Source organism: Ruegeria sp. CDSA077 (genome assembly GCF_059612265.1).
Genome location: NZ_JBXWQG010000001.1, coordinates 993667 through 1018187, shown reverse-complemented (window position 1 = coordinate 1018187; position 24521 = coordinate 993667). Strand labels below are relative to the sequence as shown.

The following is a 24521-nucleotide window of genomic DNA, read 5'->3' as shown; positions in this document are numbered from 1 at the left end:
GTAGGGCAGTGATACGTATCAATCTGGCTTTGCAGGGCGGCGGCGCGCACGGAGCGTTCACTTGGGGTGTGCTGGATCGTCTGCTGGACGAAGATGATATCGAAGTCGCGGCGATCACGGGAACATCGGCAGGCGCACTGAACGGTGCGGCCTATAAGTCTGGCATGGTACGGGGCGGCCGGGAGGGTGCGCGCGCCAATCTGGATGCGCTCTGGGCCCGTATGGGGGCTGTCGACGATACGAACCTGACCAACTGGATGCGTGCGTTTGAGCCCTCACATATCGCACAGTCCATCGAAAATTCGCTGCCGTTTGCTGTAGGCGACGCCTGGTCGCGATTGGTTTCGCCTTATGCCTATGGGCCGTTCTACCGTAATCCCTTGCAGCCCGTGGTTGAGCGCTTTGATTTCGATGAAATATGCGCTGCCGAAGGTCCGCGTCTGTATGTCTGCGCGACCTGCGTGCGCAGCGGAAAGATACGGGTGTTCACAGGGGACGAGCTGTCGACTGAGGCCATCCTTGCGTCCGCCTGTTTGCCAACCCTGTTTCAGGCGGTCGAGATATTCGATCCAAAATCGGGCCGGACCGAGGCTTACTGGGATGGCGGGTATACCGGTAATCCAGCTCTGTATCCCTTGTTCAATTCCGATCTGCCCGAGGACGTGGTGATCGTGAACATCAACCCTCTGGAACGGGAAGAAATCCCCAAGACGCCGCAGCAGATCCAGAACCGGATCAATGAGATTGGCTTTAACTCATCGCTGTTTCGGGAACTGAGGGCCATAAGCTTCGTTCAGCGCTTGCTGGAGGATGGCAAGCTGAAAACGGGCGAAATGAGCCGCGTTCTGGTTCACATGATTGCCGATGATGCGCTGATGAATGACCTCTCGGTCGCGACCAAGACGGTGCCCAACCCGGTGGTCCTCCATAAGCTCAAAGAAGCTGGCCGCAATGCAGCTGATCAGTTTTTGACAGATCACAAGGCCGATTTGGGTGCACGCAGCACGGTCAATCTGCCGGAAATGTTTGGATAGTCACTCTGGTGGCTGGGTCGGGTCTTTGTCGTTCGGGTAAACAAGACCGGCCGAAATCACCAGCTTGGCGGCATCTTCGATCGACATGTCCAAAAGGATGACGTCCTCGATCGGAAAGAACAGCAAGAACCCCGATGTCGGGTTGGGTGTCGTCGGAATGAACACGCTGTACAGATCGCCACCCGCTTCTGCGCGTTCGTTGACTTCTCCCTTGGCGGTGGTCGAGACGAACCCGATGGCCCAGATGCCACGGCGCGGATATTGAACCAGACAGGCTTTTTCAAATGACCGTTCAGTCTGGGCAAAGACGGTCTCGGAAATCTGCTTGATGCCTGAATAGATGGACCGGATGACCGGCATCCTGTTCACCAGGCTTTCGGTGAACGAGATAAAGGATCGGCCCAGGATGCCCTTGGCAACCCAGCCAACCACGACGGTGAACACCAGAAAAAAGATGACACCTACACCGCGCAGGTTGATGCCAACATATTGTTCAGGCTGGAATTGGTGGGGAACCAGCGGCAGAACCGCACTGTCGATCCAGCCGACAACAGACCAGATCAGCCAGATCGTCAACCACACCGGCGCAATAACGACGATGCCCGTCAGAAAGGACGCACGCAGCCGTGAGAACAGGCCGGGCTGTCGGTTGGGTTCTTCGTCAAAAGGAGTGTTCATTACGGTCCTGAGTGGCTTGCGAATTTAGTTAAGCAGTCCTTGGCCTTGGTACAATAGCTATATGTTAATCCGCCTTGGCGGACAGGGCGCGGGCGATCCCGGCTGCCAGACGGGCATTGTTGCGGACCAATGCGATATTGGCGGTCAGAGAACGACCTTCGGTCTGCTCATAAATCCGTTGCAACAGGTAGGGAGTAACCCCTTTACCGCTGATCCGATGCGCATCTGCATCCGCCTGTGCCGAGGCGATGATCGGGGCCAGTTCCTCGGATGGAATCTGATCGGCCTCCGGGATCGGATTGGCGACAAGTTGGCCGCCGGGCAGGCCAAGCGCGCGTCTGGTCGCATGTGCGTGCGCGATGTCTTCCGCACTGTCCATGCGCAGAGGGGCTGCCAGCGGGGATTTTGCCGACCAGAAGGCCGGAAATTCGTCCTGGCCATAGGCAATGACCGGAACGCCCAGTGTTTCCAGAACCTCAAGCGTCTTGGCCAGATCGAGGATGGCTTTGGCGCCTGCGGCAACAACCGTGACCGGGGTATGGGCCAATTCGTGCAGGTCAGCAGAGATATCGAACGAGGTTTCAGCCCCTTGGTGGACGCCTCCAATACCGCCGGTGGCGAAAACGTCGATCCCGGCGTGATGGGCGGCGATCATGGTTGCGGCGACCGTTGTTGCACCGGTGCCACCGGTTGCCATGCAGGCTGCCATATCGGCACGGGACAGTTTGGCGACCCCATGCGCTTGGCCCAGCGCTTTCAACTCTTCGGCTTCCAGACCGACGTGAAGCGTACCATTGATCACCGCCATGGTGGCTGGCACAGCGCCCGCGTCTCGGATGTCTTGTTCAACCTGTGCCGCAACCTCGATGTTCTGCGGGTAGGGCATACCGTGGGTGATGATCGTGCTTTCCAGCGCAACGATAGGTTGGCCTGCGTCTTTGGCGGCGCGGACCTCGGCAGAATATTGAATGTTGATCACAGTGGGGTTTCTCCGGAAACGTAAGTTGCGGCGGCATGCAGGGCACGTGACAGGGCCTCATCGCTTGGGGCACCGGTGGCCTCGGATGCGATATGCGCCGCCATGAATGTATCACCCGCGCCGGTCACACGGGTGACCAGAACGGATGGGGGTTTTTGGGTCAAGATTTCCTCAGCGCTGGCAACGGTTGCCGAGCTGCCGCCATCAGTCACCAGCACGCGCAGCGCGCCGCGATCCAGCAGCCCCTTGGCGGCGCTTGCCGAATCCGCGAATTCGCGCTGGCACAGGATGCCAGCCTCTTCGAGGTTCACATAAAGCGTCGCGCGGGCATGCTTGAGGAAAGGCAGCAGGCGATCGGCCTTGCCGGGAGAGGCCGGTGCCACGCGCAGGTCGGCCCCGGCGAAGGCTGGGCTTTGCGCGATTTCTTCCAAAAGCGACAGCGTCAGGTTGCCATCCAAAGCAACAGGACCATCGAATGGCATGGTCTCTGTGCCTAATGGGCCTTGCATCAGGGGTTTCAGAATTTTTGCCCCTGCAGCCTCAAGTGAATGGGCGTCCGCAATCGCGGCAATCAACCCATTGGCGCCCTCGACAGCCATATATCGGTCGGTCGGCAGGTCCTGCGAGCGATAGATGTGATCCGTTACCATCCCTAGCCGGGCGCAGGCATTGACCAGCTCATCCCCTTCGGGATCGCGGCCAATGGCGGTCAACAGGGTGGGCGTCATGCCAAACCGCACCAGCGTCATGGCAATGTTCATTGCCACGCCTCCGGGCAGGCGGGTGATCCTGCCGGGAACATCCGACCCCTGCCGCATGGCGCTAGCAGAACGTCCGATCACGTCCCACAGGACAGAACCGATACAAAGAATTTCGCTGTTCTGAGTCATGTCGACGTCATGCCGCAGCCCCGGCGTGGGTGCAAGGGTTAACGCTCACATCCTGCTCAGCCCATGGCGGTGATCAGGTCGTTCAGTCCAGCGGCCGGGTCATCCTGTGACCAGATCTCATCCCCGATGCCGAAGAAATCGGTGCAGGGGCTGAGGTCACGGATCAATTCGGGGGTCAGGCCGCCTTCTGCCACAACCGGCACTTCGATCATCTCGGACCACCACTGGAACAGATCGTGCTCGGCCACGGTTCCGTCACCCAAGGAGGACGTGCCAACCGGGCCAAAGGCCACATAATCCGTCCCGGCCTCACCAGCTGACATGCCGTCATGGCTGGAGGTGCCGCAGAAGCAGCCGACAATGGCATCGGCACCCAATTCCTTACGCACATACCGGACCGAGCGCGCGCCATCATCCAGATGCACCCCATCCAGACCCAGACGCTGCGCCAACAGGACGTGGTTGGAAATCACCAGCGCCACGTCCCGCGTATGCGCAACCTCGCGGCAGGCATCAGCGGCACGGGCAATCGTATCCTCGTCATTTCCCGCAAGAGCCAGTCGGATACAGGCGATTTCGGTGCTGTCCAGAACGCGGGCCAGTTGGTCGGGGAACGTGCTCAACGTGATGGTCGGCGGGGTAATCAGGTAAATCTGCGGCTGCTCGGGGGTGTCCATCGGCGCGTCCTTAGCTTTAAGTCTTTTGCGCGGTTTAGCGGATTGCGGGGCGGAAGCAAACTTTTATGCCTGTTTCAGGCAGAATTGGCGCCGCCAATGGCTTGCCCTGCGTTGGCGCGACGATTACAGCAGGCGCAGTTTTCGGAGACAACCATGCCAAGCGACAAATCCCAGCCCTCATTTGTGCTCGTGCGCCCGCAGATGGGTGAAAACATCGGTGCCGCCGCGCGGGCGATGTGGAATTTCGGGCTGGACCGGATGCGGATCGTGGCCCCACGTGATGGCTGGCCAAACCCCAAGGCGGTGGCGATGTCCAGTGGGGCGGGCCGTCTGCTGGATGAGGCGCAGCTGTTTGACGATTTGGCTGGCGCACTCTCCGACAGCACCTATGTCTTTGCCACCACGGCCCGCCAGCGCGGGTTGACCAAGCCGGTCTTCAGCCCCGAACGCGCTATGCAGATCGCGGCCGAAAAGGTCGCTGCGGGCGAAAAAGTCGCCGTGCTGTTTGGCCCGGAACGGGCAGGGCTTGAGAATGAGGATATCGCGAAGGCCAATGCCATCATCTCGGTCCCGGTGAATCCGGAATATGCCTCATTGAACCTTGGGCAATGCGTGTTGCTGACCGCCTATGAGTGGATGCGCCAGACAGGCGACGTCGTGCATGAGGCAACCGATCTGGGCAAAGGCGACTGGGCCACAGGCATCGAGGTCGAAAAACTGGTCGAACATTATGAAGACCGGCTGGAAGAGGCGGGGTTCTTTTACCCGCCTGAAAAAGCCGAAAGCATGAAGACCAATCTGCGCAATCTGTGGTCACGGATGCGGATGACGCGGGCGGATGTGCAGATGTTGCACGGGGTCATGCGTCAGATGGTCCGTTGGAAAGACAAAGGGTAAGGCTGGACCTCGTCCCATGGTGGTCCTAGCTTGCAACGAAATTCAAGACACATGAGGAACGCATGAGCGGCAAGCGCAGCATCTTCGAAGAGGTCTCAGACTCTGAAAAACAACAAGCGGTTCAACCTGGTATGATTGACCGGGGCCGCGGTGGTGCGCGTAAGGCCATCCGGGCCTGGCTGATGATCCTGTTTGCACTTGTGGTTGTGATGATTGCTGTGGGCGGGCTGACCCGCCTGACCGATAGCGGGCTGTCGATCACCGAATGGCGACCGCTTACCGGGGCTGTCCCGCCGATGACCGAGGTCGACTGGCAGGCCGAGTTCGACAAGTACAAGCAAATCGACCAGTGGCGCATCCAGAACCAGTGGATGGAGCTTGCGGATTTCAAGTCCATCTATTGGTGGGAATGGGGCCACCGGCAGTTGGGCCGTGTGATCGGGCTGGTATGGGCACTTGGGTTTTTCGGGTTCCTTATTGCCCGCAAGATACCAACGGGCTGGACCGGCAAGCTGATGATCCCCGGTGCTTTGGGTGGGATTCAGGGAGCGGTTGGCTGGTGGATGGTTGCGTCAGGCGTGACGCAGGGCGAGGGGATGATCGCCGTTGCCAGCTATCGCCTGGCGATCCATCTGGGTCTGGCCTTTGTGATCTTGGGTTTCCTCGCCTGGTATATGTTCGAACTTGGCCGGGATGAGCGTGACCTGATGCAGGCCCGCCGTGCGAAAGAGGCCAAACTGTTTTCCCTGTCTACCGGCCTGATGCATTTCGCATTCCTGCAGATCCTCATCGGTGCACTTGTCGCAGGTATCGACGCTGGGCGGTCTTATACCGACTGGCCATTGATCGGCGGGCAGATTTTCCCGCCGGACGCGGCGATACTGGAACCGATGTGGCGGAACTTTTTCGAAAGCCCCGGGCTTGTGCAGTTCATCCATCGTTGCGCGGGTTATCTGCTGTTCATCTTTGCCATCGTTGTCTGGCGGCGTGGCAATTCCAGTGCGCATCCGCAAACGCGCTTTGCCTTCAACACGATGTTCGCAGCCTTGTCGCTGCAGGTGGTTGTCGGGATCATGACCGTGATCTACGCGGCCCCCTGGCAGATCGCCATTTTCCACCAGTTCATGGCCGTGATCGTGTGGACTCTGATCCTGCGTGCGCGCTTCCTGACAGCCTATCCCATCGCAACTTCGATCCGCGGAGCCTGACCCAGATGACTGCCTATGATGAACTGATGGCCTTCCAACGTGAAATTTCGGCCCTTGGTCAGATTGCCGGGCGTCTGGGATGGGATCAGGAAACAGTGATGCCGCGCGGCGCAGCACCGCAGCGCGCAGAAGAAATGGCCGCGATCGAAGCTGTTTTGCATGCCCGACGGTCTGATCCGCGTGTGGCAGAGTGGCTGGAGCAGGCCGACCCGCAGGACGATGTCGCCCGCGCGCAACTGCGCGAGATACGCCGGTCCTATGAGCGGACCGTGAAAGTGCCCGCCGATTTGGCCAAGACCATCGCACGCGTTACCTCAGCCGCGCAGGGCACATGGGCACAGGCACGCGCCGATGAGGATGTGGCGGCCTTTTTGCCCGTACTGGAAGAGGTTGTGGCGCTCAAACGTCAGGAAGGTCAGGCCCTGGCACAGGGCGGCGATGTCTATGACGCCATGGTCGAAGATTACGAGCCCTATACGACCGGCACTCAGATCGCTGCGATCTTTGACCAGATGCGTCCGCGTCTGGTGGCATTGCGAGCAGCCGTACTGGATCAACCCGGACCGGCCGCCCTGACCGGGGCGTTTGACGCAGCGACCCAGATGCAACTGTCACAGAAGCTGGCCACCGGATTCGGTTACGACATGAACACTGGTCGGGTCGACAAGGCCGTTCACCCGTTCAGCTCGGGCAGCGGGTTGGACGTACGGATCACCACGCGCACCAGCGAGACCGATCCATTCAACTGTTTCTATTCAACCATTCACGAGGTCGGCCACGCCGCCTATGAACAGGGCATCGACCCAGCCTACCTTTTGACCCCGCTGGGGCAGGGCGTGTCGATGGGCGTGCATGAAAGCCAGAGCCGGATTTACGAAAACCAACTGGGTCGATCACGCGCCTATACTGGCTGGCTGTTTGGCCAGATGGTCGAGGCTTTTGGCAATTTCGGCGTCGCCGATGCCGATGCGTTCTATGCCACGGTCAACCGGGTCCATAACGGCTATATCCGCACCGAGGCGGATGAGGTGCAGTACAACCTGCACATCATGCTGCGCTTTGACCTTGAGCGCGCGTTGATGAGCGGTGATCTGCAGGTCAGAGACCTTGAGGGTGCATGGAACGACCGGTTCAAGGCGGATTTCGGCTATGCGGTCGATAGGCCGTCGAACGGATGCTTGCAGGATGTCCATTGGTCCGTCGGTCTGTTCGGGTATTTCCCGACCTACTCGTTGGGCAATGTCTATGCAGGGTGCTTGAATCAGGCCCTGAGGTCCGCACTGCCTGATCTGGACGCCCAGCTGGCCATAGGCGATACGTCGGGTGCCACTGGTTGGTTGCGCGACAACGTGCAGCGCCATGGTGGCCTGTTCGCCCCCCGCGACATCATCCAACGCGCCAGCGGTATGGAGCCGGGGCCGGAACCTCTGCTGGCCTATCTCGAGGCAAAATTCGGGGCGCTTTACGGGGTCTAGATATGCCTGCTCACATTGCCGTGTAAGCGCGTGGTCTTTTACGCGGTCACGGCTAAAGTGGCAGGCAAAGCACTCACTCGGAGAGCCCCTTGTCCCTTGACCGCAAAGTAAAATCCCGGCTTGCTCAGATCATCACAAGCCAAGCGGTTCTGACTGCACGACGGCAGGCGCATGAGGTTCGCCGCAGGGTGCGTGGCACCGGTCATGAGGTGCACTATTTCCACGATGTTGCTGATCCCTTTTCTCATCTGACCGCGCAGATACTTTCGCTGTTTCAGGACCGCTACCGGGTCAAGCTGCGCCCGCATCTGATCTCGGGGCCGCCATCGGAAGCTATTCCCGACGCAGACGCCCATCGGCAGAATGCGATTGCTGACGCGTCGCGGCTGGCGACAAAACTTGGGTTGGAGGTGCCACTGAAGTGCAGCGCTGAAGCGCAGGCGCAAGCCAATGGTCTGTTGGCGGCCTGCCTTGATGCGTCGGACTTTGCCGCCCAACTGGATAGGGTCAACAGGGCTCTGTTGTCTGGCAGTGATCTGCCATTGGGCACGGCCATCGACCCATCAAAGGCTCTGCATGCCGGTGACAGTGCGTTGGCAGCCTTGGGGCACTATCTTGGCGGAACGTTCTACTATGGCGGGGAATGGTATTGGGGTCTGGATCGGCTGCATTACCTAGAAGAAAGATTGCAGGGGGCCGGGCTTGGCAAAAGCGCGCCACCGATCATAGCTCCGCCAAATCCCTCACCGGAAATCAGCAACGCAGCCGGCAAAGAGCTGGAGTTCTTTTTCTCGTTCCGCAGCCCGTATTCCTACTTGGCCTTTGACCGTGTTCAGTCCCTTGCCAACCGTCACAGCGCCCGTCTGATCCTGCGGCCAGTCCTGCCGATGCTGATGCGTGGACTGCCAGTTCCCACGGTCAAATCGGGCTATATCCTACGCGATTGCGCGCGTGAGGCGCGTAGGTTGGGCATTCCGTTCGGGCGTATCTGTGATCCGTTGGGCGCGGGTGTGGAGCGTGGATATTCCCTGCTGGATCATGCCGAATCCCAGGGGAAGATGGCTGCATTCTGCTCGGTCTTCATGCGATCTGTGTGGTCGGAAGGAGTTGATCCAGAGACGGATCACGGCCTGGCGCGTATCGTTGCAGCAGCCGGGTTGAACTGGGACGAGGCACGCGCTTGCCTGGGCACACATGGCTGGAGCGACCGGGTTGAAGCCAATCAGGCAAGACTGCAAGAGACCGGCCTGTGGGGTGTTCCCAGTTTCCACATTGCAGGACAAAGCATTTGGGGGCAGGACCGTCTTTGGCTCGTGGATGATCTGGTGCGCGCATAAAAAAGGGCGCCACCCCGATGGAGCGGCGCCCTGTTCCCACCAGTATGGTGTTTACTCTTCTTCGGTTTCCTCGTCACCCTGATCGGCGATCCAGGCGACGCTGACAACCTCTTCGCCTTTGCCGGTGTTGAACACCTTCACGCCACCTGCTGACCGCGAGCGGAACGAGATGCCTTCGATCGGGACCCGGATCGACTGACCTTTGGACGTGGCCAGCATGATCTGATCTTCGATATCGACCGGGAACGAGGCCACAAGTGCTCCGCCGCGCATTGCCTTGTCCATCGCCGCAACACCCATGCCGCCGCGTCCGCGGACCGGGTAGTCGTGGCTGGAGCTCAGCTTGCCTGCACCGCCAGTGGTAATCGTCAGGATCATGTTTTCGGCAGCGGACATTTCGGCATAGCGTTCTTGCGTGATGGTGCCGGGGGTTGCTTCATCCTCATCCGTCTCACCGTCATCGGCGATGCCTGCCACTGCGCGGCGCATCTTAAGATAGGCGGCGCGTTCATCCGGATCAGCTTCAAAGTGGCGGATCACCGACATCGAGACGACACGGTCGCCACCGCTCAGCCTTATACCCCGAACACCGGTGGATTCGCGTGAGTTGAACACGCGCACATCAGTGGTGCGGAACCGGATTGCGCGGCCCGAATTGGTGACCAGCATCACATCTTCGTCTTCTGAGCAGATGCGTGCATTCACCAGTTCGATGCCTTCGGGCAATTTCATCGCAATCTTGCCGTTGCGGCGGACATTGGTGAAATCCGACAGTCGGTTCCGGCGCACATCGCCTGCGCTGGTGGCAAAGATGATCTGCAGGTTTTCCCATTCTTCGTCCGGCACATCCACGGGCATGATCGCCGCGATGGACACCCCGGTCGGAATCGGCAGGATATTGACAATGGCCTTGCCCTTGCCAGTGCGCCCGGATTGCGGCAGACGCCAGGTTTTGAGCTTGTAGACCATCCCGTCAGTGGTGAAGAACAACAACTGTGTATGCGTGTTCGCCACGAAGAGGTTGGTAACGACGTCCTCTTCCTTGGTCTGCATTCCCGACAGGCCCTTGCCACCACGTTTTTGCGCCCGGAAATCGGCCAGCGGAGTACGCTTGATGTAGCCGCCCGACGTGACGGTCACGACCATATCCTCACGCTCGATCAAGTCCTCGTCTTCCATGTCGCCGGACCAATCGACGATCTCGGTGCGACGGGGCACGGCAAACTGTTCACGCACGCTGCGCAGCTCATCCCCGATAATCGACATGATGCGCTCTCGCGAGGACAGAATATCCAGGTATTCCTGGATCTTACCCGCCAGTTCTTCCAGTTCGTCCGTAACCTCTTTGACACCGATCTGGGTCAATCGCTGCAGACGCAGGTCGAGGATCGCGCGGGCCTGAACTTCGGTCAAGTTATAGGTGCCGTCGTCGTTCATCTTGGACAGAGGGTCGTCGATCAGGCGCAGATAGCTTTCGATCTCAGCCGCGGGCCAGCGACGGGTCATCAGCTTTTCTCGCGCTTGCGCCGCGTCAGCGGATGACCGGATTGTGGCGACAACCTCATCCACATTCGACACAGCCACGGCCAGACCGCACAGGATGTGGCTGCGTTCGCGGGCCTTGCGCAGGTCGTAAGCCGTACGGCGCGCAACAACGTCTTCGCGGAAATCGATAAAGCTGGTCAGAAAGCGGCGCAGGGTCAACTGCTCGGGCCGGCCACCATTCAGCGCCAGCATGTTGCAGCCAAACGAGGTCTGCATCGGCGAGAAACGGAAAAGCTGGTTCAAAACAACTTCGGGCGTCGCATCACGTTTGAGTTCGACCACAACGCGTACGCCGTTACGGTCGGATTCGTCCTGAACGTGGCTGACGCCTTCAATCCTCTTCTCACGCACGGCCTCGGCGATCTTTTCGATCATCGAAGCCTTGTTCACCTGATATGGAATCTCATCAACCACGATGGCATAGCGGTCTTTGCGGATTTCCTCGACGCGGGTCTTGGAGCGAATTATGACGCTGCCGCGCCCTTCCAGATAGGCTTTGCGCGCGCCGGACCGGCCCAGCATTACGCCGCCGGTCGGGAAGTCGGGGCCTGGAACATACTCGATCAGCTGTTCGGACGTCAGATCGGGATCGTCGATCAGGGCGAGGGTGGCGTCGACCACCTCACCAAGATTGTGCGGCGGGATATTGGTCGCCATGCCCACGGCAATGCCGCCAGCGCCGTTGACCAGCATGTTCGGGAACCGTGCGGGCAGGACTGTCGGCTCTCTGTCTTTACCGTCATAGTTGTCCTGAAAATCGACGGTGTCTTTCTCGATATCCGCCAGCAGAGAGGCGGCGGGCTTGTCCATCCGCACTTCGGTATAGCGCATGGCCGCCGGGTTATCGCCGTCCATCGAGCCAAAGTTGCCCTGACCGTCCAGCAGCGGCAGCGACATCGAGAAATCCTGAGCCATCCGCACCAACGCGTCATAGATCGCGCTGTCGCCATGTGGGTGGTATTTACCCATTACGTCGCCGACCGGACGGGCCGATTTGCGATAGGATTTGTCATGGGTGTTTCCGGTCTCGTGCATCGCGTAAAGGATGCGCCGATGTACCGGTTTCAACCCATCGCGCAGATCAGGAATCGCACGGCTAACAATGACCGACATCGCATAGTCCAGATAGGACGTGCGCATTTCGGATTCGATGGAGACCGTCGGGCCACCGTAAACGGGGCGTTCTGGTGGGTTTTCATCCATATTTTCAGGAACTTCTGGCGTATCGCTCACGTAAACTGCCCGTTCTGTATGCAGACTCTATATCTTGTGGATACACCTTATCAGACCCGGCACATAAGGTGCAAGCAAGCAACCATTTTGCAAGTGAGAAACTCCGGTAACATCACGGTAACATATTGTTAACTAAGGATTAGGGTGTTTTCGTGATACAATAGGGGGACCTTGCAATTAATATTGAGGTCGAAATGGAGCGCAGCGAAACGGAATTGATGCTTAAAGGTTATGGGCTGACAACGGCGGAATTATTCTACCACATGCCCGACTATATCCATGTTCTGAACACCTTCATCTGGCAGGAATACGATCTGGCGCCGGATCATCCGAAACTGTTCGAGTTCATTGATTTCTGGCAGCGAGAGATCGAAGGCCCCTTACATTCCGTAAAATTCACCCACCGTAAGATGATCGCGCCCGGAGAGTGGCGCAATCAAGTTGGCGAGTTTCGGGTGAATTAGCCGCCCTGACAGATTATCGGCTGTGTAACGAAAGGGCGTGTTCGATTTGATTTTCTTAGGCTAGGGTCGTGTCCAAACCATTGATCAGCTAAGGAAATGCCGCATGCCCAGAATGTTGCTGTTTGTCGCCGCCGTTTTGCTTGGTGGGCCAGTCGCCGCTGAGGGAGTTTTGGACAAGATCAAAAAAGGTGCGGCAAACGCGGCTGACGTTGTCGGGCAAGGGGCCGAAACCGTTGGCGAGACAATCGATAAAGGCGCGAAAGCTGTTGAGGGTACGGTCGACTCGACCACCGAATTGCTAAGCAATGAGGCCACTCCGGAAGAGACGCGCGCCAAGCTGGACACATTGGCCACGCAGATTCTGGATCAGTTGCTGGCCGAAAATCCCGAAGCGCAATCACTGTACGAGGTCTGTGCCGGCTATGCCGTGTTCGACTCGCGCAAGGTTACGGTGTTTCCAGTCTCGGCTGGGTATGGGCGGGGTGTGGCGGTTTCAAAGGATACCGGCCAGCACACATATATGAACATGGGAACAGGCGGCGTGGGTGGCGCGATCGGCATCGGCGGCTTTGAATCCAAGTTTGTGATCATGTTCGAAACAGCTGCTGATCTGGATAAGTTCATCACTCAAGGCTATGACGCGACCGCCGAAACCGGTGCCATGTACGGCGACGAAAACACGACGGAAACCGTGCGATTCACCGACGGTCGATCCTTTTTTGAACTGTCCAAGACAGGGTGGCGCGTGGCAGCGGGCGCGTCGGGTACAAAATTCTGGAAATCGCCGGAACTGAACTGATCAACCCGAGCAGCTGGCCCCGCCCAGGACGCAGAATTTGGCACAATGTGGATGGTTAAGGTGCACGTCCGTTTCCGCCTCGGCCAGCGTATGCCCCATCTCGAACTCCGGCTCATAAGGCAGCAACGTGCAGGCCAGAACGGCCGGTTTTTCAGCGCCCTTGCGTTTGACCACCATCCGGGCACTGGCGCACATCACAGTCGCGGGTGATTTGTCCAGGATACCCCAGCAGGCGGTGGTAATTTCCGGCACTTCGACGGTTTCGTCCATTTCAGGGAAAAGGACCGTTCGCGCAGGGTCATGCGCGTCGATGCCAAACCCGTGGCGGTTGAATAACGTAGCATATCCCTGACGACTTTTTTCATCGTCCTCGCCCCATACGGTTCTGCCGGCAACAGCCATCCGGAATCCGCCATCGCGTAGCCACTTCATACCTTCCACGGTTTTGTCAAAACTGCCTTTGCCGCGTTCCTTATCGTGCAGGTCGGCACGATAATGGTCGAGCGATACCCGCAGCGTCAGTTTCCCAGCGTAGTCGCGTTGAAGTTCAGTCAATCCCTCGCGCATCTTCTGGCGCATCATTGGCCGCATCGCGTTGGTCAGTATCAACACCTCATAGCCGCGTTCCAGCGCAGCGCGTGCCATCTCGATCATGTCGGGGTTCATGAACGGCTCACCACCGGTAAAGCCAATCTCACGCACGGGCCAGTTTCTGTCTTCGATCTGGTCCAGATAGTCCCGCACTTCACCCGCCGAGATATAGACCAACGCATCATTGGTCGGGCTGCTTTCGATATAGCAGTTCACACATTCGATGTTGCACAGAGTCCCGGTATTGAACCAGAGCGTCTCGGGGTTGGTCAACGCCACCGAGGCACGAGTCTGGCCATCCGCTGTCACCAATTTGTTTTGAAACTTGCCGATATTGACGATCTGAGGGGCGTTGTCTTTCATTCCGGTTTCCGGTTCTTTTCTGTTGTCACCTTGAATTAGAGGTTTCAGACCGTTTCGCAAAGTGAGACATGGGTGAACTGACAGAGAATTGATGTCGCGGAAATCCGCAATAATGGTTGCGCTAACATTGGACATTGAGCATAGGGCAAGGTAAGGAAAACACATGGTTTCTCGCGTCATACCTGTAGACCCCTTTGATCTGGTCATTTTTGGCGGAACCGGCGATCTGGCGCAGGGTAAAATCCTGCCCGCTCTGTTTCGCCGGTTTTGTGCTGGCCAGTGGGCTGAAGGCGCGCAAGTAATCGGGGCGGCCCGAACGGATTACGACCGTGACAAGTTCCGCAATTTGGTCCGCAACTCGCTTGAGGCACATGCCGGACGACACAGTCAGGACACCGCTGCGCTGAACGCGTTTTTGCAGCGGGTTGATTATGTGACATTGGATGCTGTTGCGGATCATGGCTGGGCCGAGCTTGCGCAGAAACTTCAGCCGGATCGGGTTCGGGCGTTCTATTTTTCGGTGGGGCCGCGGTTGTTTGGCCCTCTGGCGGAACGGATCGAGGCTTATGATCTGACCACGCCGCAGACGAGGATCGTGGTTGAGAAACCCTTTGGCCATGATCTGGAAAGTGCGCGGGCTTTGAATGCCACGCTGGCCGCGCATTTCAGGGAAAGTCAAATCTATCGAATCGACCACTATCTGGGCAAGGAAACCGTCCAAAACCTGATGGCTGTTCGGTTCGGCAACATGTTGTTCGAACCACTTTGGAACAGCCAGTATGTCGACCATATCCAGATCACCGTAGCCGAATCCGTCGGAATTAACGGCCGTGAAGAGTATTACGAGCGCGCAGGCGCGATGCGCGACATGATGCAGAACCACCTGATGCAGCTTTTGTGCCTGATCGCCATGGAACCTCCGGCCAAGTTCGACCCGGATGCGGTGCGTGATGAAAAGCTCAAGGTCATTCGCGCTCTGGACCCGGTAAAGCCGCATCATATCGTGCGGGGGCAGTTTGAGGGCGAAAGTTCAAGTTACCGCAAAGCGGTTGGAAATCCGCGCTCGACCACGGAAAGCTATGTGGCGCTGCGGGCGCATATCAGCAACTGGCGATGGGCGGGAACACCGTTCTACTTGCGCACAGGCAAGCGCCTTGTGGCCCGGTCTTCGGTGATCAACGTGATGTTCAAAGACGCTCCGCACTCGATCTTTGGAGCGGATGCCGGGCGTCATGCGAATGCGCTGTCGATCCGCCTGCAGCCAAATGAGGGCATCACGCTGAAAGTGACGATCAAAGAGCCCGGGCAAGGAGGTATGCGTTTGGTCGACGTGCCTCTGGATATGAGCTTTGCCGAGGCATTGGGCGCCGAGAACCAGGACCCGCCAGACGCTTATGAACGTCTGGTGATGGATGTGATCCGAGGCAATCAGACGCTGTTCATGCGCGGTGATGAGGTCGAGGCCGCCTGGGCCTGGACAGACCCGATCATCGCAGGATGGCAGGCGCGTGGCGACGTGCCGAAACCTTATGAGAGCGGCAGCACTGGGCCGGGCGACGCCGAGCTGCTGATGAAACGGGACGGTCGCCGTTGGCAAGGGATAAACCCATGAAAATTCAGGAATACGCCGACCGGGATATGCTAGCCATCGACGTGGCCAATGCTATCGCCGGAGATCTTGAGGCGGCGCTGCTGCATCACGATCTGGTCTCTTTTGCTGTGCCGGGCGGTACCACACCCGGGCCGGTCTTTGACGGATTGTGTGCCGCTGATTTGGATTGGGACCGGGTCCGAATTCTGCCAACGGATGAACGGTGCGTGCCCAGCGACAGCGATCGCGCAAATGCGCGGCTGATCCAAGAGCGTTTGCTGACCAATCGCGCCTCAGTCGCGCAATATGTGCCTCTGTATCTGGATGGCAAAGATCCGGAATCGGTGCTGCCCGAAATTGAGAGCTTGATTGCGCCCGTGCTGCCTCTTTCGGTTCTCATGCTGGGTATGGGCGAAGATATGCACACCGCCTCGCTGTTTCCGGGGATGGACGGGTTGGCCGCCGCATTGGACGGGCATGCGCCACCTTTGGCCGTGGCCCGACCAGAAGTTCAGCCCGAGGCGCGGATTACATTAACGGCTCCGGTCTTGGACGGCGCATTGTCCAAACATCTGGTGATTTTTGGGGAAACCAAACGCAAGGCGCTTGACCGAGCCATGTCCCTGCATCCCAAAGAGGCACCGATTGCTGCTGTGTTGGGCGGCATGACGGTCCATTGGGCGGAGTAGAGTTATGAACCTGGATACTCTCAAGGCATTTGCGTCAGATGGCAGTCATTCCATTTTGGACTTGTTCGAACAAGACGTGGATCGGGCACATGTTTTCTCGGCCTCGACGGGCGATATGCTGTTTGACTATTCAAAGACGCAGATTGACACGGATATTCGCGCGGCCCTGATCCGCCTATGCGACGAGGCGGGGCTTGCCGACAGGCGCGACGCGATGTTTGCGGGTGCCAAAATCAATGAAACCGAAGAACGCTCGGTTCTGCATACGGCATTGCGGAATCTGGATGGCGGTCCGGTCGACGTGGATGGTCTGGATGTCATGCCTGGCGTTCTGGAAACGCTGCAAAGGATGCGTGTCTTTGCCGAAGAGGTGCGCGGTGGCGCCGTGGCCGGGGCAGGGGGCAGCTTTACCGATGTGGTGAATATCGGAATTGGTGGGTCTGATCTGGGACCGGTTATGGCCACGCATGCGCTGGCTCCGTATCACGATGGGCCGCGGCTGCACTATGTCTCGAATGTAGACGGGGCACATATTGCCGATGTTCTACGGCAGCTGGATCCGACGCGGACACTTGTGATTGTCGCGTCCAAGACGTTCACGACCATTGAAACCATGACCAATGCCCGCACCGCGCGCGCCTGGATGGTCGATGGCGGCGGGGAGCCGGCCCGACAGTTTGCAGCGGTTTCCAGTGCTTTGGACAAGACTCAGGCCTTTGGCATTCCCGAACAGCGCGTGTTTGGTTTCGCCGATTGGGTCGGCGGGCGTTATTCGGTTTGGGGGCCTGTGGGCCTGCCGGTGATGATTGCCGTAGGCTCGACGGCCTTTGATGCGTTTTTGCGCGGTGGACAGGCAATGGACGTACATTTTTGCGCCGCCGATTGGTCCGAGAATATGCCTGTGATGTTGGCTTTGACCGGTATCTGGCATCGGCAGGTTCTGGGATATGCCAGCCGGGCCGTGCTGCCATACGATCAGCGTCTCCTTCGCTTGCCCGCATATTTTCAGCAGCTCGAGATGGAGTCGAATGGCAAATCCGTTGCCATGGATGGCAGCGCGCTGACCATTCCTTCGGGTCCGGTGGTCTGGGGTGAGCCTGGTACCAATGGTCAGCATGCGTTTTATCAGCTGATCCATCAGGGCACAGACGTTATCCCTTGCGAATTCATGGTCGCTGCCGAGGGACATGAACCCGAGCTGACCCACCATCACCGGCTGCTGCTGGCCAACTGTCTAGCCCAGTCCGAGGCGCTGATGCGCGGCCGATCGCTGGACGAGGCGCGGCAGCGCATGGCCGACAAAGGGTTGACGGGTGAAGAATGCGAACGTCAGGCCCGACATCGGGTGTTTGCTGGCAATCGTCCCTCGACCACGCTGATGTACCCCAAGCTAACGCCTTTTGTTCTGGGTCAGATCATTGCCCTGTACGAGCATCGCGTATTCGTCGAAGGGGTCCTGTTGGGGATCAACTCTTTTGACCAGTGGGGCGTTGAACTGGGCAAGGAACTGGCGACTTCACTGGGGCCAATCGTGGACGGTGCAGAAGGTACCGAGACCAAAGACGGGTCAACCGCCGCCCTTGTTGCCTATGCCATGTTGCACCGGGAAACCGAATAAAAGCCAGCTTTGCAGCCCTTGCATGACGCATTCTTCTATTGTCAGACAATTAAATGCTTGGCAGGATTTCTTTTGACCGCGCCAACAGTCAAAGATGCGTGGCAAACAAGAAGGTGCTGCAAAAAGCGGCCCCGACACAGGGAGGATGTCCATGCTGGGACAAATGATGACGCAACCGTTGCTGATCTCGTCACTGATCGAGCATGCCGATCGCTATCATGGCCAAACCGAGATTTATTCTGTCGAAACTGACGGCAGTTTAACTGAAACAAACTGGTCGCAAGTCGCCGAAAACGCGCGAAAATTGGGTTCTGCACTGTTAGGTCTTGGGCTGGAACCGCACGCTCGGATAGCGACATTGGCATGGAACAACCGCCGCCATCTGGAAATTTACTATGGCACTTCGGGTGCTGGATTCGTGTGCCACACCGTAAACCCCAGGCTGTTTCCAGAGCAGCTGACCTATATCATCAATCATGCGCAGGACCGGGTTCTGTTTTTCGACGCCACATTCATCCCGCTTGTCGCCGCTTTGAAGGACCACCTGACAGAGGTGCAGCATTTCGTGTTTATGGGTCCGCGGAATGATGACGCAATCGTGCAGGTTCCAGGGGTACAGTTCTATGATGAGCTGATCGAAACCGGTGATTCCGGCTATCAATGGCCCAGACTGGACGAAAACACAGCCTCAAGCCTTTGTTACACCTCGGGCACAACCGGAAACCCCAAGGGGGTGCTCTATTCCCATCGCTCGACAGTTTTGCACAGTTTTGGGTCCAACACGCGTGACGTGATCGGGTATTCGGCGATGGATGTGGTACTGCCAGTTGTACCGATGTTCCATGTGAACGCTTGGGGATCGCCGTACGCTTGCGCGATGTCGGGGTCTCGGATGGTATTACCGGGACCAGATTTGCATGGCGAGGCATTGGTCAATTTGATTGACAGCTATGGGGTGACACTGGCCATGGGCGTGCCGACGATCTGGCAGGGTCTGTTGGCCTCTGCCAAGAAGTCGGGCAGTCAACTGTCCAGTCTTGAGCGCACAGTTATTGGTGGGGCCGCATGTCCGCCGTCGATGATCGAGACGTTCCGCGAAACCTATGGTGTCGATACAGTCCACGCCTGGGGGATGAGCGAGATGAGCCCGCTGGGAACCGCGAACCAGCCCTTGGCGAAACATGGAAAACTGCCCAAAGAAGAGCAGTATGGGCTTCGGGAAAGTCAGGGCCGTCCTTGTTATGGGGTCGAATTGAAAATCGTTGATGATCTCGGCAATGAGCTTCCGCGCGACGGTGAAACACAGGGAGACCTGATGGTGCGCGGATACTGGGTATTGGACAGCTATTTCATGATGCAGGATCAGGGTCTGTTGCAAGACGGTTGGTTTGCCACTGGCGACGTGGCGACACTGGACCCGGACGGGTATATGACGATCCGAGATCGCTCAAAGGACATCATCAAATCCGGCGGTGAATGGATCAGTTCGGTCGAGCTCGAGAATATCGCGGTGGCACATCCAAAGCTGGCAGGCGCAGCCGTTGTAGGTGTGCCGCATCCGAAATGGGACGAACGGCCCGTTCTTGTGGCGGTGAAAGCCGAGGGGGCAAACCCAAGCGAAGAAGAATTGCTGGCGTTTTTTGGTGGTAAGATCGCCAAGTGGCAGATCCCGGACAGGGTAGTCTTTGTGGACGCGCTGCCACTGAACGCGACTGGCAAGATCCTGAAACGCAACCTGAGGGAAGACTTCAAAGGTCTGCTGAGTACCTAGCGCAAAATCACTGGCCTGGCAGACACAAGCGAGATTGTTTGCCGGGGTTCCTGACTTCGCGGAGAACGTAGATCTCTAGCCCCTCAGCCTTCTGAAGTTCCACGCCTGAAATCTGCCAGTTTGGGTTTCCTCGTGCGCCTGAAATACTCGAATGAACTGCCGGGCCAGTTGGTGGTTATCCGCTCGCCATCTTTGTAATAGCTGCGCTCGATCCGCGCCCACTGACTTTTGGCAAGACGCTGTTGCATCTCGTCAGCGAAACGCAATGCCGCCTCAGGTTTTACTTCGATCGTGCCGTGATCGGCCGCCTTGATAAGTTGGATGACAAAACCGATTTGCGCTTCGATCATGGCCAGTACCGTCGTGTGGCCAAGGTTTGTGTTTGGTCCGTAAATAATGTGCAGATTAGGGAATTTGGGAACCGAGATGCCAAGATAGGCCCGCGCACCACCTTCATCCCAAACATCGCGCAACAAGATACCATCACGTCCCTTGATATCAATAGCTTGCAGGAAGGGGTTGGATTGGAACCCAGTGCCAAGAATGACCACATCATGGTTGCGTTCGGTACCGTCTGTGGTCTTGATCCCATCTTTGGTGAAACAGTCGATTCCGTTCGTCACCAACTCAACCTTGTCCTGGTTTAAAGTCTGATAGTAGCTGTCCGAGACCAAAAGACGACGCGCGCCAGGCGGGTATTTTGGTCGAAGCTCCTCGCGGAGTTTTGGGTCCGATATCGTCTTTTCCAGATGCCGGTTCAGTATGTTCTGCATCAGCATCTCGTGCAGTTTCGATCCTTTCATGACTGGAAAGATCTTGAATTCATTCTCGGCCCAAAGGCGGAAGCGATAAAGTTTTTGAAGGAAAGGCATCGAACGCATCAGCGACTTGAAGCTCTCGCCATAGGTCTTGTTGCCTTTGGGCATGACCCAATTTGCCGTGCGTTGATAAACTGTCAGACTGCGTGCCTGTTTGGCGATCTCTGGGATGAACTGCAGCGCGCTGGCTGCATTTCCAATCACGGCAACCGATTTGTCCTTCAGGTCGATATCATGGCGCCATTCGGCAGAATGGAATATGGTTCGCCCGAAGAGTTTCATCCCCGGTATCCCAATACGGTTGGGAAAGTGCAACTGACCAACCGAGCAAACCACGTGGCGGCAGAGATAGGTTTCATCTCCATTGCCCTTGGTCGTTACAGTCCACATTTCACTTGTCGGATCGAAGCTTGCTGAAGTGACGGCGCAGCCAAGGCGTAAATGCGCGATCACTCCGAATGTTTCCGCACAATCCCGGATGTAATCCAGAATCTCTTTCTGTCCCGACCATTTTCGGCTCCAGTTCGGCGTTTTGCTGAAAGAGTAAGAATACAAATGCGAGGGCACATCGCATTCCGCACCGGGATAGGTGTTATGCTGCCAAGTGCCCCCAAATTCAGTGGCCTTGTCGAGTATTGCGAAGCTGTCGATTCCCGCTTGTCTGAGCTGGTAGCCCATACCAATGCCGCCAAAGCCAGCACCTATGATCAAACAGTTCACCTGCTTCATGATACTTCCTTATGCTCGTATGTCCGTTTCGCGACTTGCCAGTGGCGTTTCTGATCTGCCTGGTTTGACTTTGGGACAAGCGTGACCGGCATAATATCTTCTTTCAATTTATCTCAAGTTCACCTGAGCCTGCTAATAACTTGGGCCCAGACTAAGTCCTTCAATGCAAATGTAATTGGGAACTTATCCCTCAACTTTGAGTTGAAGGGAATGGAAAAATTAGAAGATGAACCTTTGAAACCGTTTATAATCTGCCCTGAGTTATGGCGCACGGCCTGAGGCAGGGTGTTTCTATAGTCGTAAAGATTTTGGAAGATTGGCTCCGGCGGTAGGGATCGAACCTACGACCAATTGATTAACAGTCAACTGCTCTACCGCTGAGCTACGCCGGAACGGTTCGCGCCGTATAGCAACCCGACTCTTCGGCGTCCAGAGGGGGGCGTGAGTTTTTTCGTCGAAAAAACATGCGCACAGCGAAAGCGGGCATCAATGATAATTTGCGGTGTGTTTTGGGGAGATTGGCTCCGGCGGTAGGGATCGAACCTACGACCAATTGATTAACAGTCAACTGCTCTACCGCTGAGCTACGCCGGAACGGTTCGCGCCATATAGCAACCCGAAATTTCGCCGTCCAGAGGGGAAGCGCGGTTTTGGAAAAAAATTTACCTCGGCATCTATGGGGTTCTGGCGAAGATCGCGCCGACAGATAATTTTGACTGCGGTGCAACCAGAAATCGGCACGTAAGATCAACGAGATGGGCGAATACATTCCGTTCGGCAGCGGGCAACAGGGCAGCGGGGGTTTCGGTATAGATTCGCTCGGCCAATTCCCGGGCGGTTCCTGGCCTGGTTTCCAATGCGGACAGAATCTGTGTTTCCCGGGCGCGCCGGTGGGTGATCAACCAATCGAGCCTTTTGGCAGGGTCGTTAATCGGTGCGCCATGCCCTGCATGGAATACGGACCAGTTATGTTGTCCTAGCTTTTCGCAAGCCGCCATGAAATCGGTCAGATCACCATCAGGTGGTGACACCAATGAACTGGCCCAACCCATCACATGATCGGCGGTAAAGCAGACATCCCCCCAACCCAGCGCAATATGGTTACCAAGATGACCAGGCGTATGGATCACATTCAACTGCCACCCTTCGGCGGCGATTACATCACCATCTTCGACTTCGATATGTGGGCGGAACGCCGTGTCGATCCCTTCACCTCCGCCTGCGAGCCCCTGAGTAGCCAATTCGGACATCACCTCACTGCGGCCTGCTTCGGGGCCTCCAAAAGCAATGATCTTTGCTTGCGTTCGTTCGGCCAGCGGTGCAGCAAGCGGAGAGTGGTCCAGATGAGAATGTGTGACAATGATGTGGCTGATCCGTTGTCCGGGTTTAACCGCGTTCAGGATTGCACCCAGATGGTCCGCATTGGCAGGGCCGGGGTCAATCACCGCAAGATCGGTTTGGCCAAGCAAGTATGTATTGGTGCCGCGATATGTCATCGGAGACGGGTTGGGGGCGAGAATCCGCCTTAGGCCCGGTTGTAATTCGTCATCTCGACCTGGCATTGGATTGAAATCGTCCGGTGCTTGCATTCTGCACTCTTTCTCTCGTCTGAACAGCCCGTTAGGTTTAACCCATGACGACGCAATGGCTCAAACTTTATATGCCGCGCAGCCTGTACGCACGGGCGGCTTTGATTCTCATTTTGCCGGTGGTGGTGATGCTGCTGGTGATCAGTGTCGCCTTTTTGCAAAAGCACCTAGAAGATGTCACTGCGCAAATGACTCGTGCCGCATCGCGTGAGGTTACGCTGGTTACGGATGTGATAGAACATTCTGAAACGCAGCAACAGGCGGTAGCCGAACTTCGGCCCGATCTGGCCGCGCTTGATATGAAACTGCGGTTTCTCGGGATAAACGAAACGCCAGTCATCGGGAATCGCCGCTGGTATGATTTCATTGCACCTCAAGTCGAATCCGAGTTGCGCGCCCTGCTTCCCGATCTTGTAGCGGTCGCCTTGCCAAGCGGGCAGGAGGCTCGATTGTATCTGCAGACGGATTTGGGTGTATTGCAGCTAACTTTCGACCGTCGGCGATTGTCCCCAACCGCGCCGCATCAGTTGATTGTGACCGTCTTGTTCTTTGCGATCATCATGACAACCATTTCGTTTTTGTACATGCGCAACCAGCTACGACCGATCACCCGTCTGGCCGAGGCTGCACAGGCGTTCGGACGAGGGCGGGTTGTTCCTTATTCGCCAGGCGGCGCGATCGAGGTGCGAGCGGCTGGCAGTGCGTTTCTGGATATGCGCGCCCGGATAGAGCGTCAGATGGAGCAGCGCACCATGATGCTGTCCGGTGTCAGCCACGATTTGCGAACGCCTTTGACGCGTCTCAAGCTTGGGCTGTCTTTGTTGCCCGAAGGTGAGGCAGCGCCATTGCAACAGGACGTGGATGAAATGCAGCTATTGCTGGACGCGTTTTTGGACTTTTCCAAAGGAGCGGCAGAGGTGGCGCCGGAATCCGTAGACCCTGAGAGGTTCCTTCGGCAGATCGTCAAGGATGCGTGCAGGGCAGGGCATAAGGTCGAATTGGTAAAGGTTGATGGCGCAGGAACCGCGATGTTGCGCCCGACGTCTATTCGTCGCGCGGTAGAGAACTTGATCGGGAATGCGGTCAGGTACGGAAATCGCGCTGAAATCAGCCTGTCGGTCTCCTCCAAATCGCTGCGTATCCGCGTCGAAGATGATGGTCCGGGTATTCCGCCCGAGCAGCGCACCGAAGCGGTCAAACCTTTCTCGCGATTGGATCCGGCGCGCAACCAGAATCGAGGCAGCGGTGTTGGTCTGGGGTTGGCCATTGTGGCAGATGTCGCCCGAGCCCATGGCGGCGTGCTTCGATTGGGCAAAAGCGAACATCTGGGCGGTCTGTGTGCCGATATTATCATCGGTCGCTAGATCATCGTGCACCAGACCTCTGCTCTGCCAAATCCGGTGTGAGTTCATCTTGGATTGTTGGATGTTCAGTGACCGATAAACTGATTCAAGCGCCTGAAAAGTTACCGGGATATCCCGAGCGGGAATCGAAGATATGTCCTGAAATCGTCGGGCACTTGCCTCGCAACCTATTGTTAGGTCGT

20 protein-coding genes and 2 tRNA genes are annotated in these 24521 nt (G+C 57.3%); 12 read left to right on the top strand and 10 right to left on the bottom strand.

The genetic code is table 11. The features are described from left to right. Nucleotides 1–8: 8 nt before the first annotated feature. Complete coding sequence (locus tag AC2FLE_RS05115) at nucleotides 9–1034, top strand: patatin-like phospholipase family protein (protein WP_496695595.1); 1026 nt, start codon at nucleotides 9–11, stop codon at nucleotides 1032–1034. Here AC2FLE_RS05115 and AC2FLE_RS05110 read toward each other — a convergent pair whose 3' ends face one another. From AC2FLE_RS05110 to AC2FLE_RS05095, 4 genes are all read right to left on the bottom strand, one after another. Beyond that, entirely contained in the window at nucleotides 1035–1712 is a 678-nt protein-coding gene (locus AC2FLE_RS05110; RefSeq protein WP_142633557.1) for a DUF502 domain-containing protein, read from the bottom strand. A 64-nt stretch (nucleotides 1713–1776) separates the two neighbouring features. After that, nucleotides 1777–2691 (bottom strand): pseudouridine-5'-phosphate glycosidase, encoded by a 915-nt coding sequence (locus AC2FLE_RS05105; protein ID WP_496695594.1) that lies wholly within the window; start codon nucleotides 2689–2691, stop codon nucleotides 1777–1779. Continuing rightward, nucleotides 2688–3581, bottom strand: a complete 894-nt coding sequence (locus tag AC2FLE_RS05100) for a PfkB family carbohydrate kinase (protein WP_281972023.1) — start codon at nucleotides 3579–3581, stop codon at nucleotides 2688–2690. Before AC2FLE_RS05100 ends, AC2FLE_RS05105 begins: the two co-directional genes overlap by 4 nt. 56 nt (nucleotides 3582–3637) lie before the next feature. Then, nucleotides 3638–4258 carry a thiamine phosphate synthase gene (locus AC2FLE_RS05095; protein WP_496675816.1) on the bottom strand — a complete coding sequence of 207 codons (621 nt, stop codon included), beginning with the start codon at nucleotides 4256–4258 and terminating at the stop codon, nucleotides 3638–3640. A 153-nt stretch (nucleotides 4259–4411) separates the two neighbouring features. Here AC2FLE_RS05095 and AC2FLE_RS05090 point away from each other — a divergent pair, with 153 nt between their 5' ends. From AC2FLE_RS05090 to AC2FLE_RS05075, 4 genes are all read left to right on the top strand, one after another. Continuing rightward, nucleotides 4412–5155 carry an RNA methyltransferase gene (locus tag AC2FLE_RS05090; RefSeq protein WP_281972025.1) on the top strand — a complete coding sequence of 248 codons (744 nt, stop codon included), beginning with the start codon at nucleotides 4412–4414 and terminating at the stop codon, nucleotides 5153–5155. Nucleotides 5156–5217: 62 nt separating this feature from the next. Further along, nucleotides 5218–6363 (top strand): heme A synthase, encoded by a 1146-nt coding sequence (gene ctaA, locus AC2FLE_RS05085; RefSeq protein WP_496695591.1) that lies wholly within the window; start codon nucleotides 5218–5220, stop codon nucleotides 6361–6363. Nucleotides 6364–6368: 5 nt separating this feature from the next. Continuing rightward, a complete protein-coding gene (locus tag AC2FLE_RS05080) occupies nucleotides 6369–7838 on the top strand; it encodes a carboxypeptidase M32 (RefSeq protein WP_496695590.1) in 1470 nt (489 codons plus the stop codon). Between the two features lie 89 nt (nucleotides 7839–7927). Beyond that, a complete protein-coding gene (locus AC2FLE_RS05075; protein WP_496695588.1) occupies nucleotides 7928–9175 on the top strand; it encodes a DsbA family protein in 1248 nt (415 codons plus the stop codon). 51 nt (nucleotides 9176–9226) lie between these two features. Here the strand turns inward: AC2FLE_RS05075 and gyrA are convergent, their stop codons facing one another. Continuing rightward, entirely contained in the window at nucleotides 9227–11923 is a 2697-nt protein-coding gene (gyrA, locus tag AC2FLE_RS05070) for a DNA gyrase subunit A (protein WP_496696095.1), read from the bottom strand. Nucleotides 11924–12147: 224 nt separating this feature from the next. On the opposite strand from gyrA, the gene AC2FLE_RS05065 reads away from it, so the two are divergent. Together AC2FLE_RS05065 and AC2FLE_RS05060 are read left to right on the top strand one after the other, a co-directional pair. Further along, entirely contained in the window at nucleotides 12148–12417 is a 270-nt protein-coding gene (locus AC2FLE_RS05065; protein WP_142633572.1) for an usg protein, read from the top strand. Nucleotides 12418–12520: 103 nt separating this feature from the next. Next, nucleotides 12521–13216 (top strand): lipid-binding SYLF domain-containing protein, encoded by a 696-nt coding sequence (locus AC2FLE_RS05060; RefSeq protein WP_496695587.1) that lies wholly within the window; start codon nucleotides 12521–12523, stop codon nucleotides 13214–13216. Here the strand turns inward: AC2FLE_RS05060 and AC2FLE_RS05055 are convergent, their stop codons facing one another. Next, nucleotides 13217–14170, bottom strand: a complete 954-nt coding sequence (locus AC2FLE_RS05055) for a radical SAM protein (protein ID WP_496695585.1) — start codon at nucleotides 14168–14170, stop codon at nucleotides 13217–13219. A gap of 163 nt (nucleotides 14171–14333) precedes the next feature. Between AC2FLE_RS05055 and zwf the strand changes: the two genes are divergently transcribed. The 4 genes from zwf to AC2FLE_RS05035 all read left to right on the top strand — a co-directional run bounded on the left by zwf (nucleotide 14334) and on the right by AC2FLE_RS05035 (nucleotide 19839). Further along, nucleotides 14334–15782, top strand: coding sequence for a glucose-6-phosphate dehydrogenase (gene zwf / locus AC2FLE_RS05050; RefSeq protein ID WP_496691175.1), 1449 nt, complete (start codon nucleotides 14334–14336; stop codon nucleotides 15780–15782). Continuing rightward, on the top strand, nucleotides 15779–16450 hold the full coding sequence (pgl, locus tag AC2FLE_RS05045; protein WP_142633575.1) for a 6-phosphogluconolactonase: 672 nt from the start codon (nucleotides 15779–15781) through the stop codon (nucleotides 16448–16450). The genes zwf and pgl overlap by 4 nt, the downstream gene beginning before the upstream one ends. Nucleotides 16451–16454: 4 nt before the next feature. Beyond that, nucleotides 16455–18068, top strand: coding sequence for a glucose-6-phosphate isomerase (pgi, locus tag AC2FLE_RS05040; RefSeq protein WP_496695584.1), 1614 nt, complete (start codon nucleotides 16455–16457; stop codon nucleotides 18066–18068). Between the two features lie 151 nt (nucleotides 18069–18219). After that, nucleotides 18220–19839 carry a long-chain-fatty-acid--CoA ligase gene (locus tag AC2FLE_RS05035; protein ID WP_496695583.1) on the top strand — a complete coding sequence of 540 codons (1620 nt, stop codon included), beginning with the start codon at nucleotides 18220–18222 and terminating at the stop codon, nucleotides 19837–19839. Nucleotides 19840–19922: 83 nt separating this feature from the next. On the opposite strand, the gene AC2FLE_RS05030 is transcribed toward AC2FLE_RS05035, so the two are convergent. The 4 genes from AC2FLE_RS05030 to AC2FLE_RS05015 form a co-directional block, all read right to left on the bottom strand. After that, nucleotides 19923–21386: a flavin-containing monooxygenase gene (locus AC2FLE_RS05030; protein ID WP_496695582.1), complete on the bottom strand. Its 1464-nt coding sequence runs from the start codon at nucleotides 21384–21386 to the stop codon at nucleotides 19923–19925. A gap of 317 nt (nucleotides 21387–21703) precedes the next feature. Then, nucleotides 21704–21778: transfer RNA gene (locus AC2FLE_RS05025), tRNA-Asn, on the bottom strand. A gap of 127 nt (nucleotides 21779–21905) precedes the next feature. After that, nucleotides 21906–21980: transfer RNA gene (locus tag AC2FLE_RS05020), tRNA-Asn, on the bottom strand. Between the two features lie 80 nt (nucleotides 21981–22060). Beyond that, nucleotides 22061–22975: an MBL fold metallo-hydrolase gene (locus tag AC2FLE_RS05015; RefSeq protein WP_496695581.1), complete on the bottom strand. Its 915-nt coding sequence runs from the start codon at nucleotides 22973–22975 to the stop codon at nucleotides 22061–22063. A 44-nt stretch (nucleotides 22976–23019) separates the two neighbouring features. On the opposite strand from AC2FLE_RS05015, the gene AC2FLE_RS05010 reads away from it, so the two are divergent. Then, nucleotides 23020–24339 carry an ATP-binding protein gene (locus AC2FLE_RS05010; protein WP_496695580.1) on the top strand — a complete coding sequence of 440 codons (1320 nt, stop codon included), beginning with the start codon at nucleotides 23020–23022 and terminating at the stop codon, nucleotides 24337–24339. The last annotated feature ends 182 nt before the right edge of the window (nucleotides 24340–24521 follow it).